This is a genomic window from Mycobacterium sp. ACS4054 (genome assembly GCF_001667275.1).
Lineage (GTDB): Bacteria > Actinomycetota > Actinomycetes > Mycobacteriales > Mycobacteriaceae > Mycobacterium.
The window spans coordinates 136903-154926 of sequence record NZ_LZHV01000017.1; the positions used below are offsets into that span (position 1 = coordinate 136903).

Below are 18024 nucleotides of genomic sequence, written 5' to 3' on the forward strand. Positions count from 1 at the left end.
CTATTCGTTGGACGTACGTTACACGTTTAGTCGAAGGCGTAAAGAGGCAGAGTCGTCGGGATGTCCAGAGAACTCACCAGGCCCGCGGGCGCGTCGACGACGTATGGAATCGCGTTCACCACCCGCATGGCCGTCGACGCCATCGCGGCGCGCCCGGCACCGTGGCCCTCGGCCGCGCCGAGCGTCATGACGCAATGGATGTCGGGGTCGCCCTCGATGTCCACCCGATAGGTCGCGTCGAATTCCGATGTCGGCCAGCCGGGCGCGACATCGCGGGCCATCCGGATCACGTGCTCGATCACGATGGCCTCGCGGCCGTTGACCACGCCCGCGGCCCGGGTCCGCACGGCACCGCAGGTGCCCGCCTTGATGGTGCCGAACGCCACCTCGATGTCGCGGTCGGTCAACTCGCGGTCCAGCGAACCGCGCACCTGCTCCACCTCAACGCCGAGGCCTTTGGCCATCAGGAATATCGGTGCCTTCCAAGCCATCTCGATGAATCCGGGCGTCTTCAGCATGGGCTCGAAATCCAAGGGGCGACCGAATCCCATCCCGTCCATCATCACATCGGCCACCGGGTAGTGGTCGTTGAGCGCGACCTCACTGGCCGTGATGGTGCGGATCCTCTTGGACTGCGTCGTCATCAGCAGGGCGAGCTGATCGGAGGCGAAACCCGGGAAGATGCCCGAGGCGTAGAACGACGCGTCGCCGGCCTGGGCGGCCGCCTCGAGCTGGTCGCGCCAGTCCGGGGCGAAATACGTCGGCGGGTAGACCAGGCTCGTCGACGATGTCGACACCACGTTGACGCCGGCCCGCAGCAGCCGCAGGTAGTCGGGCACCGCGGCCCCGTCGCGTTCGGGCCCGCTCGCCGCGTACACCACGCAGTCGGGCGCCAAGGAGATCAGCGCATCGGCGTCGTCGGTGGCCGTCACGCCCAGGGGCTTGCCGCCGGCCAACTCGCCGGCGTCCCTGCCGACCTTGTCCGGCGAATGCACCCAAACCCCAACGAGTTCCAGGTCGGGACGGCGGGCGATGGCGTCGATCGCGATCGCCCCAACACCGCCGGTGGACCACACGACGGTACGGATGGGCCCCGGCGTTCTCATATGGCCCGCGCGGCGGCCGCCGCCGCCCGCTCGAGGTAGGGCCACGCGACATCGGGCGCGAGGCCGCCGCACAGCGGGTGCAGCGGCAGCGGCCGGCCGCCGCGCACGTACTCGGTCGCCTCATCGCAGGTCATGATGCGGTAGGGGCCGCCCTCTTTGCGCAAATCCGACACGCTGTCGGCGCGGGTGATGCTGGCAACGGAATCGTCATGGGGCCGGTATGACGCCGCCGTCACCGCGTCGTGCAACAGGTGGGGCCCGAGCACGTCCCAAGCCTCCTCGACGCCCCGCTCGTCTTCGGTGACGAACACCGCCGTCGGCACCCCGGGGGCCGGAAACTGGACCATTCCGGGTTCATGGCCGTGAGCGCGGCACTGCTCTTCGTAGAACTCGATCAGGCCGGGCCACTCCGTCTGGGACACGAACCCCAGGCCGTACCGCCCGGCCCGACGGGCGGCGGCCTTGCTGCCGCCGGCGATCAGTATCAACGGCCCCGAGTCAGAACCCGCCGCCGGCGTGACCCGGACTGTGCGCCCGCGATATTCGACGGGCTCGCCGCGAACGAGTGGCCCCAGAACGGCCAGGATTTCGTCGGCCGCGCGACCGCGGGTGGCCATGTCGACGCCGAAGTGGTCGTACTCCTCGTGTCGATGTCCGACACCGAACGCGTACGACACCCGTCCGCGGCTGATCAGGTCGAGCACGCACATCTCCTCGGCAAGCCGAACCGGATCGCGTAACGGAATCGTCACCGCGGCAAGCAGGATCGCCAACGTGCGCGTCCTGGCGGCGATCGCCGAGGCCAGCATCAGCGGCGACGGCACACGGCCGTCGTCGGCCCCGTGATGCTCGGACAACACCGCCAGTACTGCGCCCCGAGTTTCGCCCCACGCGCACATGTCGATTGCCGCGGCGTACAGCTCCGCGGCGGGCCCGGACCACCGCGGAACCCGCATGTCGAATCTCAACGTAAACATCGGCGCCCCCCCGGTCCGCCTCTGAATACGCAGTGTAACGCGCGCATGGCTGCAAGTTAACCTAAAATTTGTTCGATAAGATAGTGCGCGCTTTCTTAAATCCTTGACCGAGGGGTTTCGCGACGGTAGCTTCAAATCGACTATCGGATACCAGTCGCCACCGTCCGTGCCGTAAGGGCAACGGCCGCAACGGATTTCCATCGCGCCTGCGACGCGCGCGCACCTGAGGAGGACGAGATGACGGCTCACCGGGTGGTGGTGTGGGCGACGGGTGGCATCGGGTCGATCGCCATCCGTACCATCGCGCGTCGCCCGGATCTGGAGCTGGTCGGCGTGTGGGTGCACTCGCCGGAGAAGGACGGCAAGGACGCCGGCGAGCTCGCCAACGGCGAGCCGATCGGCCTCACGGCCACCACCGACGCCGACGCACTGATCGCGCTGAAACCCGATTGCGTCATCTACGCCGCCAGTGGCCCGGAGCGCGACGCGCTGGCCATCCCGGATTACGTCAGGCTGCTCGAGTCCGGCATCAACGTCGTCACGACCAGCACCACCCGCCTGGTCAACCCGCACGCCTACGAACCCGCCGAGTGGCGCGACCAGCTGGTCGCCGCGGCCAAGCAGGGCCAGGTGTCGTTGTACGCGTCGGGGATCGAGCCGGGGTTCGCCGCCGATCACCTGCCGCTCGTGTTGTCCACCCAGTCGTCGTCCATCGAGAAGATTCACGCGTTCGAGATCGGCCTGTACGACGACTACGGCGTCCCCGACATCATGAGCGACGCGCTGGGTTTCGGTCGACCGCTCGACTACCAGCCCTGGATCGGCTTCCCGGGCGCGATCGCGGGCGAATGGCAGGGCCAGATCCGGTTGGTCGCCGACGCGCTCGGCGTCGAGGTGCAGGAGGTCCGCGAGTATTTCGACCGCGCGGTGACGAACCGGACGCTGGAGGTCGCTATGGGCACCGTCGAGGCGGGTACCTGCGGTGCGCTGCGCATGCGGGCGATCGGTGTGGTCGACGGCCGGGAAGCCATCGTCATCGAGCACGTCACCCGGCTCGCCCACGACGTCGCACCGGATTGGCCGACCGGGATCGGCGATCTGTCCTACCGCGTGATGATCACCGGCGACCCCGACATCGACTGCACGCTGGCGGCGACGCTCAAGGATCCGCACAAAGCCGGGGTGGGGGGCATGACCTCCGGCGCCGGCGCGATGGTGGCCACCGCGATGCGCGTCGTCAACGCCGTGCCGTATGTCGTTGCGGCAGAACCGGGATTGCTCAGTTCGGTGGACCTGCCGTTGACCATCCCGAAGCACGCGTTCGCCACGCGTTGAGCCGCGGCGGCCGGCGCGGGCTTAGTCTGCCCGGGTGACGTCTAACCCACTCGAGGAGCTCACGCTGCAGCAACTGCAGCTCCGCACGAGCATGAAATGGCGCGCGCATCCGCCCGACGTCCTGCCGATGTGGGTCGCCGAGATGGACGTGTTGCTGGCGCCGACGGTGGCCGAGGCGCTGCGGACCGCCATCGACAACGGCGACACCGGGTATCCGTGCGGCACCGCGTTGGCCGAGGCGGTCGGTCAATTCGCGTCCGAGCGCTGGCAATGGCATGACCTACCGGTGGGCCGCACCGCGATCGTGCCGGACGTCATGCTCGGCGCCGTCGAGTTGCTGCGTCTGGTCACCGGCCGGGGTGACGCCGTCGTCGTCAACCCGCCGGTGTACGCCCCGTTCTACGCGTTCGTCGCGCACGACGGCCGTCAGATCGTCGAAGCGCCGCTGGGCGCCGAAGGCCGAATTGATTTGGCCGCCTTGGCAGAAGCCTTCGCTCGCGCCGGCGCGCGGGGAGGGAACGTCGCGTACCTGTTGTGCAACCCGCACAACCCCACCGGATCCGTGCACACGGTCGACGCGCTCGCCCGCCGGTTCGGCGTCCGGGTGGTGTCGGACGAAATTCACGGGCCTGTCGTCTTGGACGGGGCGCGTTTCACGCCGTACCTGACCGTGCCCGGCGCGGAGAACGCCTTCGCCCTGACGTCCGCCTCCAAGGCCTGGAGCCTGTCGGGGCTCAAGGCGGCGCTGGCCATCGCCGGCCCCGAGGCGGTCGCGGACCTGAACCGGATGCCCGAAGAGGTCAGCCATGGGCCGAGCCACTTCGGCATCATCGCCCACGCCGAGGCGTTCCGAACCGGTGGCGACTGGCTTGACGCATTGCTGCGCGGCCTGGATCAGAACCGGACGCTCCTAGGTGAGCTGATCGCCGAACACCTGCCTGGCGTGAAATACCAATGGCCGCAAGGGACTTACCTGGCATGGCTGGATTGCCGCGAGCTCGGATTCGCCGAGGAGGCCGCCGCGGGCCTGGCGGTGGTTGCCGACCTGTCCGGACCGGCCCGGTGGTTTCTCGACCACGCCCGGGTGGCGCTGAGCTCCGGCCACGTCTTCGGCACCGGGGGCGCGGGGCACGTCCGGCTGAACTTCGCGACCTCGCAGGCCATCCTCACCGAGGCGGTGTCCCGGATGGGCCGCGCGCTGGCCACTAGCCGCGACGTGGGCTAGGCCGGAATCTCCTCGGCGCCGCGGCCCAGGTTGCGGAAACCCGCCGCGGGCTCCTTGAAGCCGAGGACGAACGGCAGTGAGCTCAATTCCAGCTTGATCGTCGACCCGAGGCGGCGAAGGAAGCCGGACGCGGGTTGAACTACCGAGACCTCCGAGGTGGCGAGATCGAGATAGTGCGTCGGCGTCTCACCGATGTCGTCGAAGACGTGGATCAGCGGTTTGCACTGCGAGCGCACCGACTCGTCGAGGCACGCCGCGACCGGATCGGTCATCAGCACGTATTCGACCACTGGCACCGTGTTTTTCAGCATTCGGTGCACCAGGATGACGTCGAAGCCCGCGAGCTCCACGTGTCGCTTAACCCGCTGCTCGGCCACCTCACCCTGATGGACGACGAACTTCACCGAAAGGCTGTCCAATTGCGCGCAACTCGCGCACTCGCAGGCCAGGTCCTTTTTGAAGCGTTCACGGCGCGCGATGAAAGCCTCCCGCATCCGGGACAGCCGGTCGCACACCAGCACTTTGGGGTCGCCGTCGGGTGCCCAGAAGAACGCGGCGTCACCCTCCAGCTTCGCGAGCTTCAGACCCCTACCGGCGTCGATCACCGACTCCAGCAGGCCCGCCACCGTCAATTGCGCGTGGGCCAGGTGGGTACGGTTCCACTGCATGTAGTGGGTGTAGCCGCTGATGTCGGCAATGATCAGGACGGCACGCCGAATCGCCATGAACAAGCGAGTTTAATGTCCACCAGACGTCTAGCTCAATGAAATTCCCTACTAGACGAACTCGCGTTGTCGAGAGAGGCTAACTCAAGGCGCCCGCCCACCGGAGGAGCTGGATATGCATGTGCTACGAACCCCGGACTCCCGATTCGAAAATTTGGAGGGCTATCCGTTCGTAGCGAACTACGTTGACGTGGCGGCAAGCGACACCCAGCCGCTACGCATGCACTTCCTCGACGAGGGCCCTTCCGACGGACCGCCGATCGTGCTGCTGCACGGCGAGCCCACCTGGAGCTACCTCTACCGGACCATGATCCCGCCGTTGACGGACGGCGGGAACCGCGTGCTCGCCCCCGACCTGATCGGCTTCGGCCGCTCGGACAAGCCGAGCCGGGTCGAGGATTACACCTACCAGCGGCACGTCGAATGGGTGACCTCCTGGTTCGAGCGGCTCCACCTCAAGGACGTGACGCTGTTCGTGCAGGACTGGGGATCGCTGATCGGGCTGCGCATCGCAGCCGAGCAGGGTGACCGCATCGCGCGACTCGTGGTGGCGAATGGATTCCTACCCACCGCGGAGCGAGCCACCCCGCCCGCCTTCTACGCGTGGCGGGCGTTCGCGCGCTACTCCCCCGTGCTGCCCGCCGGCCGCATCGTTTCCGTGGGAACGGTCCGCCGGGTTTCCGCCCGGGTGCGGGCCGGCTATGACGCGCCGTTTCCCGACAAGTCGTACCAGGCCGGCGCCCGCGCCTTCCCGCAACTGGTGCCGACCTCCCCGGACGATCCGGCGGTGCCGGCCAACCGGGCGGCCTGGAAGGCCCTGGGGCAGTGGGAAAAGCCCATGCTTGCCATCTTCGGGGCCCGCGACCCCATCCTCGGGCAAGCCGACCGCCCGCTGATCAAGCACATCCCCGGCGCCGCCGGCCAGCCACACGCCCGCATCCACGCCAGCCACTTCATCCAGGAAGACTCCGGACCCGAACTGGCCGAACGCATTCTGTCCTGGCAGCAGGCGCTGCGCTGACCACGGGTCACCGGGCGTGGACCAGGCGCACGACTGCCCTGCCGCGCAACGTGTCTCGCTATCAGTGATCGGGAATACCCGCCCCGGCCAGCGCCGGAACCGTGTCCTCATGGTGTAGCAGCGACGCGGCACCGGCCTTGAATTGGGTGAGTTTGTCGATGATCGTCTGCCCCTCGGGCGTGTGGCCCCAGATGCTGATGCCCTGGTGGGTGGTGGGTTCCCAGGTGGCCTCGTCGACGACGATCGGATTCCAGCCGACTTCCCATTCGAACCCCGAGGGCGTGACGGCGTAAAACGACAGTTCCTTGTCGTTGGTGTGCTGGCCCACGCCGAGCGCCATCCGGAAGCCCAGTTGCCTGACCCGCTGGTAGGCCGCGGTCATGTCGTCGAGTTCCGCGACCTGAACGTTGACGTGCTGCACGCGGGTGCGGATCGGGTTCAGCCTCAGGCGGTTGACCGCGGCGATCGCCACCGTATGGTGCCGCTCGTTGACCCGCAGGAAGCGGATCTTGAACTTCAGGCCGCCGATCGTCTCGTCGATGTAGTCCGACAGCCGCGCGTCCAACACCGCGGCGTAGTAGCCATGCAGTTGGTGGGGTTTGGTGGTAGTGACCGCCACGTGGCCCAAACCCGCTGCGCCGGTGACGAATCCACCGTCGGTCGCCATGTGCAGCGCCGGCCCGGTCCGGGCGCGGGTGAACACCTCCTGGGTCAGCCCGTTGGGCCCGGGGAATCGGACCAGCCGTTCCACCCCGCGCAGCGCGGCCTCCTCGTCGGTGCCCGCGGTCACCGGCACCCCGTGCCGGGTGACGCGGTCGAGGACGGTGTCGAAGGCGTCGTGGTCGTCCAGCTGCCAGCCGAGGGCGGTGACGTCCTCGGCGGGTCCGCGTTGCACCAGGAAGCGGCAGTCGTGGTCGTCGAGGCGGAACCGCATCGTGTCGCGCGCCGCGTCGTCGCAGTGCATGCCGATGGCGTCGCGGCCGAATCGCGCCCAGTCGCCGAACTTTTCGCTCTCGATCACCACATAACCGAGATGGGCTCGCCCGAACACCGAGGCGCTCATAGCTCTCCCTCCAGGAACTCGACGGCCAGCCGGTTGAACAGGTCGGCGCGCTCCCATTGCATCCAATGCCCGGTCCGCGAGGTCATCACCAGCTCCGCGTTCGGAAGGAGGTCGAACAGCATCGGTCCGCCGGCGGGCCGGTTGACCTTGTCGTCGCGTCCCCACAGGATCAGCGTCGGCGTGGCCAGGGTCGTCAGCCGGCGGTCGCGGGTGAGGTCCATCCGCCATAGCGTGCGCAGGGCCATCGGCCCGGAGGGGCGCCGCAGGGGCGGGTCCGCGACCACCTCCGGGTCGATCGATGCGCGGTAGCGCAGGTCGATCAGGTCATCGGGCACCGCGGTGCCGTCGTATACCAGGTAGGTGCGGATGAACGCGGCCAGCTTGTCGCGGCTCGGGCCGTCGCCGCCGTAGTAGGCCAGCAGCCTCTTCAGCCCGGCCGTGGGCAGGCCCCGGGTGGTCCCGATGCCGCCCGGGCCCATCAGCACCAGCTTGCCGACGCGCTGCGGGGTGTCCAGGGCGAGACGCAGGGCCGCGGCGCCGCCGTACGAGTTGCCGACCAGATGGGCGACGTCGACGCCGAGCTCGTCCAGCAGGCCGCGGATCATGTCGGCCAGATAGCCGAACGGATCGTCGTGGTCCACGCCTTTGACCGACCGTCCGTAGCCGGGCATGTCGGGCACGATGACGCGGAAATGCTTTGCGAGGGCGTCGATGTTGCGCGAGTAGTTCGACACGCCCGACGCGCCCGGGCCGCCGCCGTGCAGCATGACGACGGCCGGGCCGGTGCCGGTTTCGGAGACGAAGATCGGTTTCCCGGCGACGGTGACGGTGTGCTCGTTCAATTGCGTGGTGATCATGCGGGGACTCCGATCGGGGCGGCCGGGACGGGCGGCGTCAGGTCGACGAGGCCCTTCGGCGGGGCGGGCAGTGGATGGTCCGGGGCCGCCGCGGCGAAGACGAATCCGTCGGGGCGCAGCACCACCGCGGCGGCCTTGTGGTGTCGAAGCCAACCGGTCAGCGTGCCGTCGTCGTCGCGGATCGCGCCGGCCGCGGGCGCGCCGGCCGTGATGGTCAGCGCGCGGGCGCCCAGTCGCTCCCACCGATCCGTCCCGGCCGGCGGCGCGCCATAGTGCAGCACCGTCCAGCCGCAACCGAGGGCGTCGTCCAGCCGCTTGACCGTTCCGGCGGCGTCGGTGACCCATGGTTGCGGGAGCTGCCAGCCGACGGCGGTGTGCGCCTCGGTGGCGAAGTAACCGCCCGCGTAGTGAGCGGCCGGGATCCAGATCAGTTTTTGCCCGCCGGCGAGCACGCCGGGCAGCCGCGTCAGCGCGCGTAGCAGGTGATCGCGCAACCACGCCAAGGACTTTCGGCGTTCGGTGATGAGCCGCCCGTTGCGCACGGCCCGGCGGGTGACCTCGGTGACGTGTGGTTTGCGCTCGAGCTGGTAGCTGTCGAGCAACGAATCGGGTGCCTGCCCGCGGATCACGGCCGCGAGCTTCCAGCACAGGTTGGCGGCGTCGCGCACGCCCGCCGACATGCCCTGGCCGATCCAGGGCGGCATGGCGTGCGCCGCGTCGCCGGCCAGGAAGACCCGCCCGACGCGCCAGCGGTCGGCGACGCGCACGTGGTGGCTGTAGATGACGGCGCGCAGAATCTTCACGTGCTCTTCGGTGATGCCCTGTTCGTTCAGCACCCGCCAGATGGCCTTATCGGTGACGAGTTGCTTTTCGTCTTCGGCATCGCGTGCCGGGTACTCCCAGCGGTGATGGCCCAGCGGCGTCGGGCAGTCCACCGTCGGGCGGGCGGGATTGCAGTGGAAGCGCAACCGGTCGTGACCGTCCCACTCGCGGATCACCTTGGTGTCGATGACAACCCAGCGCTCGGCGTAGGTGCGGCCGTCGTATCCCACTCCGAGCTGGGCGCGGGTCGGCGACGATCCGCCGTCGCAGGCGATCACGTACGAGGCCCGCACGCGTTTGAAGGTGTCGGTGCGCAGGTCCGCCAGCATCAGTTCGACGTGGGCGTCACCGTTGAGCACCCGCAGGCATTCGTGTTCGACAAGCACCTCGACGTTTGGATACCGCGCGACGCCCTCGCGGAGCACGTGATCGACCGCCGGCTGGTAGAGGAACTGCTGCGGGGGATGCCCGCAGCCCCGGGGCGTCATGGTCGTCTCGATGAACGGCACGCCGTGGGCGTCCACCCAGGCCAGCGGCCGGTCCGGCAGCATGTCGCGCTGCAGCCGCTCGGCCAGGCCGACGGACTGCCAGATCCGCATCACCTCCTCGTCGGTGGAGATGGCCCGCGCCCGCCCGTACACGTCCGGGTCGCGCTCGATGACGATGACGTTAAGCCCCATGTTCCCAAGGAGATTCGCGGCCGTGGCGCCGGTTGGTCCGTAACCGATCACTGCCACGTCATAGGTCGGGTGCTCGTTCATTGCCGTCTCGCCTTCGTGTGGGCTTGTTCTGTAGCGATCACTACGGTAATGTAGCGATCACTACAGAGTCAAGACCTTATTGCCGAGGAGTTTCAGTGGCGACCAAAGACAAGCCGCAGCGCCGCCGCCGTCTCGACGGCGAGGCATCCCGGGCGCGCATCCTGGATGCGGCCACCGAGATCGCCAGCGAGCGCGGCTACGAGGGCACCAGCATCGCGCTGGTCAGCGCGAAGTGCGGACTGCCGGCCAGCTCCATCTACTGGCATTTCAAGGACAAGGACGATCTGATCGCCGCGGTCATCGAACGCAGCTTCGCGAATGTGCTCTCGGCCTGGCAGATGCCCGCCGAAGGCACCACCCGGGAACGGTTCGTCTCGATGGTCATGCACATCGCCAAGGCGCTACTGGATTCCCCCGACTTCCTGCGCCTCGGCCTGATGCTCGGCCTGGAGCGACGACCGGTCGAGCCGCGGGCCCGGGCCATGTTCATCGACGTCCGGACGCAGATGCAGTCCACGCTGCGCACCACGGCGCGCGAGCTCTTTCCCGAATTGACCGACGCGCAGATCCACGACGTGGCCACCTACGCAATGGCGGGTGCCGACGGCCTGTTCATCGCCAAGGAGATCGGCGGTGACTCCGTCGACATCGTTGCGCTGTTCGAGCTGCACGCGGCTGCCCTCTACGACGCCGCGGTGCGCATGGCCGAAGAGAACGCGAAATGACCGCCACCAAGCGTTGGCCGGTGGCGATCATCGGCTCGGGAAACATCGGCACCGACCTGTTGCTCAAGATCCAGGGCGGCGACGGTCCGCTGACCGTGGGCGCCATGGTGGGCGTCGATCCGGACTCGGACGGGCTGGCCCGGGCGCGGCGGATGGGCGTGCCCACCACCGCCGACGGGGTCGACGGGCTGCTGCGGATGCCGGACGTCGCCGGCATCAAACTGGCCTTCGACGCCACCTCGGCCGACGCGCACCGTGCCCACTGGCCGGCGCTGCGGGACAACGGCATTCGAGTGCTCGACCTCACGCCCGCGTCGATCGGCCCGATGTGCGTACCGGTGGTCAACCTCGATGACCATCTCGACGCCCCCAACCTCAACATGGTGACCTGCGGCGGCCAGGCGACGGTTCCGATCGTCGCCGCCGTCGGCAAGACCGGAATCGTGCCCTACGCCGAGATCGTCTCGTCCATTTCGGCGAAATCCGCGGGTCCTGGAACCCGGGCCAACATCGACGAATTCATCGAAACCACCGCCGCCGCACTGCGGGTCGTCGGCGGTGCGCAGCGCGGCAAGGCCGTGCTCATCCTGAACCCCGCCGATCCCCCGGTGCTCATGCGCAACACCGTGTATTGCCTCGTCGACGGCGAACCGGATCACCACCGGATCGAGCAGGAAATCCATGACATCGTCGGCCGGGTGGCCGCATACGTGCCCGGTTACCGGCTCAAGCAAGACGTGCAGTTCCAGGTGTTCGGCCATGACCAACCGCTGTACATCCCCGAGACCGGCAAATTCACCGGCACCCGCGTCACCGTAATGCTCGAGGTCGCCGGCTCCGCACACTACCTGCCCGCCTACGCCGGAAACCTCGACATCATGACTTCGGCCGCCAAGGCCACCGCCGAGCGCATCGCCGCGCACGACTACGAAACCGCCGGAGCCGCAACATGATCTACGTCAGCGACGTGACCCTACGCGACGGCATGCACGCGGTACGCCACCAATACAGCATCGAGCAGGCGATCGCGATCGCCAACGCCGTGGACGAGGCCGGCGTCGACTCGATCGAGGTCGCCCACGGCGACGGGCTGTCCGGTTCGAGCTGCGTCTACGGGTTCGGTGCGCATACGGACATCGAATGGATCGAGGCGGTGGCCGCGGCCGTCAGTCGCGCGAAGATTGCGACGCTCCTGTTGCCCGGCGTGGGCACGTTGGGCAACCTCAGGGACGCCCACAAGGCGGGGGCGACCGTCGTGCGCGTCGGCACTCACTGCACCGAGGCCGACATCGCGGCCCCGTACCTCGCCACCGCCAGTGGCCTCGGTATGGACGCCGTGGGCTTCCTGATGATGAGCCATCTGACCACGCCCGCCGCGTTGGCCGCGCAGGCCAAGCTGATGGAGGGATACGGGGCCACGTGCGTCTATGTCGTCGACTCCGGCGGCGCGATGACGATGCGCGACGTCGGTGATCGGGTCGACGCCCTGCGCCAAACCCTGCTGCCGACAACGGAAATCGGCATCCACGCCCACCACAACCTTTCCCTCGGGGTGGCCAACTCCATCACCGCCGTCGAGCGTGGCGCAAACCGAGTCGACGCCTCCCTGGCGGGTATGGGCGCCGGCGCCGGAAACGCGCCGTTAGAGGTGTTCATCGCCGCGGCGTCCCGGCTCGGCTGGGATCACGGCTGCGACCTGCACCGCCGGCAGGACGCGGCCGACGACCTCGTCCGGCCGTTGCAGGACCGCCCCGTGCGGGTCGACCGCGAAACCATGACCCTGGGCTACGCGGGGGTGTACTCCAGCTTCCTGCGCCACGCGGAGGCCGCCGCCGCCCGTTTCGACGTCGACGCGCGCACGCTACTTGAAGAGGCCGGCCGGCGCGGGATGGTGGGCGGCCAGGAAGACATGCTCGTCGACATCGCGCTCGACCTCACCGGCGCTGAGTAAAGTTCTTATGCTCGAAATGGATTGCGGCACCGGCGCTCTCAGCGCGTGACCGCCAGTACTGCCTCGGCCAACTCGGGACGGCAGACCACCACATCCGGCAGCTTCGGATCGGGCTGGTTGTAAGCCAGCGCCGAGCCGTCGATGCGCGAGGTATGCAGGCCGGCGGCTCGGGCCACGGCCACCGGGGCGGCCGAGTCCCATTCGTATTGGCCGCCCGCGTGCACGTACACATCGGACAATCCCTGGACGAGCGAAGCCACCTTGGCCCCGGCCGAACCCATTTCCACCAGCACCCCGTCCAGCGCGTCGCGGACGCTCAGCGCGATGGCGGGCGGTCGGGTGCGCGACACCACGATGCGCGGCTTGCCCGGGGCCGCGGGCGGCGTGGCGACGTCGGGGGTGGCGAGGGTGATGCCCTGCGCGGGCATGGCCACCGCCCCGGCCACCAGCTCACCGGCCTCCCACAGCGCGACGTGCACCGCCCAGTCGTCGCGCCCGAGCTCGGAGAATTCCCGCGTCCCGTCCAGCGGGTCCACGATCCACACCCGGTCCGAACGGAGCCGGACCGGATTGTCGACACCCTCCTCGGACAGCACCGCGTCGCCGGGGCGCTCGTCGGCCAGCGCTGCCATCAGAAAGTCGTGGGATCGCTTGTCCCCCGCGGCTTTCCGCTCACCCGCCTCGGCGTCGGCGAACTCATCGCGGACCGTAAGCAGCAACCGCCCGGCCTCGGTGGCCAGCCGCGCGGCCAGTTCGTGGTCATCCGTCAGCTGCAAGGCCATCACATTCCTTAAGTTGGCAGTGTTGACCAACTTTACCCTGCCAACTCGACGCCGGCGGGCACCGCCCCGAACGGAAGGGTTCGGCCGTAATCTTGTGAACGTGAGCGGGGGAAACGTTCCGTCATTGAGCCGGTTGCGAAGCATTCCACGGGGGCGGCTGATCGTTATCGGCGTTGTCTCGGCGGTGGCGTTGGCCGGTGTGCTGGCCTTCGTGGTGCTGAAGCTGACGCAGGGCAACCAAACCGCCGGGCGGCCGACCACCCAGCCGGCGCCCCCGCAGAGCTTCGCCATCCCGGGCTGCTACAACCTGTCGGTTCCACCGGTCGAGCGTCCCAAGCGCCTCAACGTCCTGGGCTGCGCGAGCGTCGCCGTTGCGCTGCAAGACATGTCGTGGAGCTCGTGGGGCCCGCAGGGCGCCGACGGGACCGGCACGGCGGTGTTCAAGGTCTGCGACCCGAACTGCGCGGCCGGGTATCAGCTCACCGAGCCGGTCGTCGTGCACGCCTGGAATCCACAGCCGCCGCGACGCGAGGCCATCTGCCAGGTCGGCCTCAACATCTTCGCCGACATGATCCTGGCGTTCCCTAAGGGCGTCCCGCCACCGACCGTGCAAAAGATGAACGCCCAATACAACGGGCAGCCGGCGGTGCACTTCGCCAATTACTCGAGCGGCGACACCCGCGGCACCCAGTTCATCGGCTACACGTACTGCAATTAGACCTCGATCACCACGGCGCCGCCCTGGCCACCACCGGCGCACATGGCCGCGACGCCGATGCCGCCGCCCCTGCGGGCCAGCTCGTACGCCAGCGTGGTCACCATGCGCGCACCCGAGGCCGCGATGGGGTGCCCGAGGCTACAACCGCTGCCGGAGAAGTTCACCTTCTCCTCGTCGATGCCGTACTCCCGGCACGCCGCGATCGGCACGGATGCGAACGCCTCGTTGATCTCCCACAGCGCCACGTCGTCGACCGACAGGCCGGCGCGCTGCAGCACCTTGCCGATGACCTTGACGGCCCCCAGGCCGGTGTCGCGCGGGGCGACGCCCGCGGCGGCCCACGCCCGCACCGTGCCCATCACGTTCAGGTTCTCGGCGGCGGCGTACTCGCGGTCGACGAGGGCAACCGCCGCCGCGGCGTCGTTGGTGCCGCTGCTGTTGCCGGCGGTGATCGAGAACCCCTCGATCTCCGGGTGCAGCACCTTGAGGGCGGCGAGCTTCTCCACCGTGGTGTCCCGGCGGGGGTGTTCGTCGACGGAGAACTCGGTCACCGATCCGTCGAACTGGGTGACCTTCAGCGGGACGATCTCGTCGACGAACTTGCCCGCGTCCATGGCCGCGATGGCGCGCTGATGTGACCGGGCGGCCCAGGCGTCCATTTCTTCGCGGCTGATGCCCACCGCCTGGGCGGTGTTCCAGCCCACGGTGATCGACATGTCCTTGGCCGGCGCGTCCGGCGTCTCGACGTGAGTCGGCGGCATCCAGCGTTCCTCGAACTTGAGTTCCGGGCCGGGGATGCGCCAGTTGGTCAGCGGCGTCATCGACAGCGACTGCACGCCGCCGGCGATGAGCACACGCTCCATCCCGGAGCCGATCTGGGCCGCGGCGTTGCCGATGGCGGTCAGGCTGCCCGCGCAGTGCCGGTTCACCGACTGCCCGGGAATGTCCTCCATGCCGGTCGCGGTGGCCGCATACCGCGCCAAATCGCCGCCGCCGTAATGGGATTCGGCAAAGATGATGTCGTCGATCGCGGACGGGTCGACGCCGGACCTGCGGACCACCTCCGGAAGCACGGTGGTGATCAGCGTCTCGGGCGGCGTGTTGACGAGCGTGCCCTTGAAGGAGCGGCCGATCGCCGTCCGAACCGCTCCGACAATGACGGGTGTGGCCATGTTCTCAACCTCGAACGGTCGGGCTGCGTTTCGGCAGCGCGGGTGTCAGTAGATGATGACGCGAATCGTAACAAATACCGTATGGCCAATAGTAAATGGCCTGGGCATGCGCTTTCGGGTCGCAACTTGCGCGTGACGGGACACAATGGATCGATGACAACCAGATCACTCGCCGCGCGTGACACCACCGAGCTGACCGCCTACCGAGTCGCGGCGATGCTCCTCGGCGTGGGGACGCTGCACTTCGTGGCGCCCAAACCGTTCGACACGATCGTTCCCGCCGAGCTGCCGGGCAGTGCCCGGTTCTACACCTACGCGTCCGGGGTGGCCGAGATCGGCGTCGGCGCGGCACTGGTGCCCCGACGCACCCGCCGGCTGGCCGCGCTCGCCGCGGCTGCGCTGTTCATCGGGGTGTTCCCCGCGAACGTCAACATGTGCCGGTTGTGGTGGAACAAGCCGTGGCCGATGCGGATCGCGGCCTTCGCCCGGCTGCCGCTGCAGATTCCGATGATCACCACCGCGCTGAAGATCAGCCGCAACAGTTGAGGCGTCACGCAAAACTCTTGTGCGGCAGGAGGACTCACGGCCTGACGTCGACCGAGCGACCCAGGAAGGCCATGAGGCGAACGGTCGGAGTCGCGTCACCCGGCGCGGGTTGGGCCGGCCCGAAGCCCCCCGGTCGCCGCAACATCTGCTCGGGCACCGACTCCACCAGCCCGCGGCACAGCTCCAGCAGGTCCCCGGGCAGCTCGATCAGTCGGCCCTGGGAACGATGGATGTCCCAGGCGTGCATGGCCAGGTCCGACACCGGATAGGTCAGCGCTCGGCCCAGCGGGACCTCACCTTCCGGCGATCTCCGCAGTCCGTCGAAGTCGGCGGACGGCAACGCCGCGGCTAGCCGCCCGGCCAGCTCGCGCAGCCGCTGTGTCGGGTTGTCGGATATCCAGTCGGAGGGCTGCGACGGGCGGTCCCAGAGCTCGCCGTCCTCGACCAGGGTCACGACTTTCGCGGCGCTGCCGGTGACATGCCCGACCAGCTCGCGCACGCTCCAGCCCTCGAGGTTGGACGGCTGGTCCCACCGCTCGGGTGAGATCTGGCCGACGGCGACGATGAGCAGATCCATCGCCTCGGTGGCCAGCACGCCGATCCGGGAGTTCGTGTCGTTCATGGCGTGCATCCCCTCGAAACGCCGTGTCGCGTACCGTCCAGAAGTCTAGGGCGCAACGCCGGATTTACAGGAGGTCGGCTTGGGGAAAACGGATATCGCGGCGATCTTGGCGGTCGCCTCCGCCCTGATGGTGGGCATCGGAGACGTCATCCAGCAGCGATCCGCCCAAGAGGTCACCGACAAGCCGGTTGGGACTGTTGCCCTGTTTCGCCGGTTACTGCGCGATCGGCAGTGGTGGACGGGCAGCCTGGTGGCCGGCGCCGGCTTCGGGTTCCAAGCCGCGGCGCTGGGGATGGGTTCCGTCGTGCTCGTCCAGGCGCTGCTGGTGACGTCGTTGCTGTTCGCGTTGCTCATCAGCGCGCGATTGAATCACCGGAGAATCACTGTGCGACAAGCGGTCTGGGCCGCGCTGCTGGCCGCGGCGGTCGCGGTGGTGGTGACGGTCGGCGACCCCCAGGAGGGCACTCCGCGAGGGTCTCTGCATACCTGGACCATCGTGGCGCTGATCATGGGCCCGGCGTTGATCCTGTGCGTGGTCGGCGCGCGCATGTTCCCCGGTTCGGTCGGCGCGATGCTGCTGGGTTTGATGTCCGGCTCGCTGTGGGGGTTGTTCTCCGTGTTGACCAAGGGTGTGGTCGACCAGCTCGACCGCGGCATCCCGGCCCTGCTGCGCACACCCGAGGTGTACGTGTGGGCGGTCGTCGCGATCGCGGCCACCGCGTGGGAACAATCGGCATTTCGGGCCGGCCCGCTCACCGCGTCGCTGCCGGCGACGACCGTCGCCGAGCCCGTCGTCGGATCGGTTCTCGGCGTGACCGTGCTCGGTGAAACGCTGCGCACCAACGACATCGGCGTGGTGGCACTGGTCCTGTCGGTCGCGGTGATGGCGGCGGCGACGGTGGCACTCGCCCACGGCCAGGCCACATCCACCCCGCCGGCCGGCGAAAAGCCCGCGGTATCAGCCTGATCGGGGCGAACCGACGCGGTGCGCCGTGCCGTCGGGATCGACGTAGGCGAATTCGCGTAGGCCATAGGGAGTGTCCTGCGGTGGGACCAGCCGGCCCTCAAGGTCTTCCAGCGCCGCCCACTCCGCATAGAGGCCGTCGGCATCGCTGACGTAGAGGTAGACGCTTGCGGCGGTTCGCAACGGGTCGTGCTCGTCCCACTCGGTGAGGTGAATGGACACGGATCCGCGGTCGACGAAGCCGTAACGATCTGGTCCGTCGTATGCACGTGCGGCGAAGCCGAGTCGTCGATAGCGGGCCAGAGCGACGTCGAGATTCCGTACCGGGACGATCGGGGCTACGGAGGAGAAGTCGACTGCGGTCACGTCGCGAACATATCGCTTCGCCCCGACATCGGTGGCATCAGCATCGCCAACCGGGTCGCCGGGAAGATCGGCAACCCATAGCACCGCAATGGCCGCCCGCCGTTCACCTGTCGGCGGTAGCTGCTCGCTGCGACCCCGGCGTACGATCTTGCGGCCGAACCCGGTGAAGCGACCACACTTGCACCACCACCGATCCTGGCGGTAAGCCGTACCCGCACACGACGTCGCGACGTGGCTTCGTGCAGGCTGATCGGAGAGTCGGTCGCGAGGTGTCGAGGAGGAACGA

Annotated in this window: 19 protein-coding genes; 9 read left to right on the plus strand and 10 right to left on the minus strand. The window is 68.4% G+C overall.

What is annotated here, in order from left to right:
* Nucleotides 1–26: 26 nt before the first annotated feature.
* Nucleotides 27–1106, minus strand: coding sequence for a dihydrodipicolinate reductase (locus tag A5730_RS03855; RefSeq protein WP_067895834.1), 1080 nt, complete (start codon nt 1104–1106; stop codon nt 27–29).
* Complete coding sequence (locus A5730_RS03860) at nt 1103–2083, minus strand: LLM class flavin-dependent oxidoreductase (protein WP_067895838.1); 981 nt, start codon at nt 2081–2083, stop codon at nt 1103–1105. Before A5730_RS03860 ends, A5730_RS03855 begins: the two co-directional genes overlap by 4 nt.
* Before the next feature lie 237 nt (nt 2084–2320).
* Here A5730_RS03860 and A5730_RS03865 point away from each other — a divergent pair, with 237 nt between their 5' ends.
* Complete coding sequence (locus A5730_RS03865; RefSeq protein WP_067895841.1) at nt 2321–3418, plus strand: dihydrodipicolinate reductase; 1098 nt, start codon at nt 2321–2323, stop codon at nt 3416–3418.
* A gap of 34 nt (nt 3419–3452) precedes the next feature.
* Nucleotides 3453–4643, plus strand: a complete 1191-nt coding sequence (locus tag A5730_RS03870) for a MalY/PatB family protein (protein WP_067895845.1) — start codon at nt 3453–3455, stop codon at nt 4641–4643.
* Here the strand turns inward: A5730_RS03870 and A5730_RS03875 are convergent.
* Nucleotides 4640–5368, minus strand: a complete 729-nt coding sequence (locus A5730_RS03875) for a DUF2652 domain-containing protein (protein WP_067895847.1) — start codon at nt 5366–5368, stop codon at nt 4640–4642. The genes A5730_RS03870 and A5730_RS03875 overlap by 4 nt on opposite strands.
* 115 nt (nt 5369–5483) lie before the next feature.
* Between A5730_RS03875 and A5730_RS03880 the strand changes: the two genes are divergently transcribed.
* Nucleotides 5484–6389 (plus strand): haloalkane dehalogenase, encoded by a 906-nt coding sequence (locus A5730_RS03880; protein ID WP_067895850.1) that lies wholly within the window; start codon nt 5484–5486, stop codon nt 6387–6389.
* 61 nt (nt 6390–6450) lie between these two features.
* Here the strand turns inward: A5730_RS03880 and A5730_RS03885 are convergent, their stop codons facing one another.
* The 3 genes from A5730_RS03885 to A5730_RS03895 are packed head-to-tail and all read right to left on the minus strand — an operon-like array spanning nt 6451 to nt 9892.
* Complete coding sequence (locus A5730_RS03885) at nt 6451–7452, minus strand: VOC family protein (RefSeq protein WP_067895853.1); 1002 nt, start codon at nt 7450–7452, stop codon at nt 6451–6453.
* The gene (locus A5730_RS03890; protein ID WP_067895855.1) at nt 7449–8309 is read right to left on the minus strand and encodes an alpha/beta fold hydrolase; all 861 of its coding nucleotides are present in this window, start codon (nt 8307–8309) and stop codon (nt 7449–7451) included. Before A5730_RS03890 ends, A5730_RS03885 begins: the two co-directional genes overlap by 4 nt.
* The gene (locus A5730_RS03895) at nt 8306–9892 is read right to left on the minus strand and encodes a bifunctional 3-(3-hydroxy-phenyl)propionate/3-hydroxycinnamic acid hydroxylase (RefSeq protein ID WP_067895857.1); all 1587 of its coding nucleotides are present in this window, start codon (nt 9890–9892) and stop codon (nt 8306–8308) included. Before A5730_RS03895 ends, A5730_RS03890 begins: the two co-directional genes overlap by 4 nt.
* A gap of 95 nt (nt 9893–9987) precedes the next feature.
* On the opposite strand from A5730_RS03895, the gene A5730_RS03900 reads away from it, so the two are divergent.
* Genes A5730_RS03900 through dmpG form a run of 3 tightly spaced genes read left to right on the plus strand, consistent with a single transcriptional unit; the run spans nt 9988 to nt 12568 of the window.
* Entirely contained in the window at nt 9988–10617 is a 630-nt protein-coding gene (locus A5730_RS03900; protein WP_067895860.1) for a TetR/AcrR family transcriptional regulator, read from the plus strand.
* On the plus strand, nt 10614–11570 hold the full coding sequence (locus tag A5730_RS03905; protein ID WP_197506134.1) for an acetaldehyde dehydrogenase (acetylating): 957 nt from the start codon (nt 10614–10616) through the stop codon (nt 11568–11570). Before A5730_RS03900 ends, A5730_RS03905 begins: the two co-directional genes overlap by 4 nt.
* The gene (gene dmpG / locus A5730_RS03910) at nt 11567–12568 is read left to right on the plus strand and encodes a 4-hydroxy-2-oxovalerate aldolase (RefSeq protein ID WP_067895863.1); all 1002 of its coding nucleotides are present in this window, start codon (nt 11567–11569) and stop codon (nt 12566–12568) included. Before A5730_RS03905 ends, dmpG begins: the two co-directional genes overlap by 4 nt.
* Before the next feature lie 38 nt (nt 12569–12606).
* Here dmpG and A5730_RS03915 read toward each other — a convergent pair whose 3' ends face one another.
* On the minus strand, nt 12607–13350 hold the full coding sequence (locus tag A5730_RS03915) for a 3'(2'),5'-bisphosphate nucleotidase CysQ (protein WP_067895866.1): 744 nt from the start codon (nt 13348–13350) through the stop codon (nt 12607–12609).
* Nucleotides 13351–13483: 133 nt separating this feature from the next.
* Between A5730_RS03915 and A5730_RS03920 the strand changes: the two genes are divergently transcribed.
* On the plus strand, nt 13484–14068 hold the full coding sequence (locus A5730_RS03920; RefSeq protein ID WP_231994626.1) for a hypothetical protein: 585 nt from the start codon (nt 13484–13486) through the stop codon (nt 14066–14068).
* On the opposite strand, the gene A5730_RS03925 is transcribed toward A5730_RS03920, so the two are convergent.
* Nucleotides 14065–15240: a thiolase family protein gene (locus A5730_RS03925; RefSeq protein ID WP_067895868.1), complete on the minus strand. Its 1176-nt coding sequence runs from the start codon at nt 15238–15240 to the stop codon at nt 14065–14067. The genes A5730_RS03920 and A5730_RS03925 overlap by 4 nt on opposite strands.
* Nucleotides 15241–15393: 153 nt before the next feature.
* Between A5730_RS03925 and A5730_RS03930 the strand changes: the two genes are divergently transcribed.
* Complete coding sequence (locus A5730_RS03930; RefSeq protein WP_067895871.1) at nt 15394–15786, plus strand: hypothetical protein; 393 nt, start codon at nt 15394–15396, stop codon at nt 15784–15786.
* Between the two features lie 34 nt (nt 15787–15820).
* Here A5730_RS03930 and A5730_RS03935 read toward each other — a convergent pair whose 3' ends face one another.
* Complete coding sequence (locus A5730_RS03935; protein WP_067896001.1) at nt 15821–16408, minus strand: TIGR03086 family metal-binding protein; 588 nt, start codon at nt 16406–16408, stop codon at nt 15821–15823.
* Nucleotides 16409–16487: 79 nt separating this feature from the next.
* Between A5730_RS03935 and A5730_RS03940 the strand changes: the two genes are divergently transcribed.
* Nucleotides 16488–17375 carry a DMT family transporter gene (locus A5730_RS03940; RefSeq protein ID WP_067895874.1) on the plus strand — a complete coding sequence of 296 codons (888 nt, stop codon included), beginning with the start codon at nt 16488–16490 and terminating at the stop codon, nt 17373–17375.
* Here A5730_RS03940 and A5730_RS03945 read toward each other — a convergent pair.
* Nucleotides 17367–17738 (minus strand): VOC family protein, encoded by a 372-nt coding sequence (locus A5730_RS03945; protein ID WP_067895876.1) that lies wholly within the window; start codon nt 17736–17738, stop codon nt 17367–17369. The genes A5730_RS03940 and A5730_RS03945 overlap by 9 nt on opposite strands.
* Nucleotides 17739–18024 lie beyond the last annotated feature (286 nt).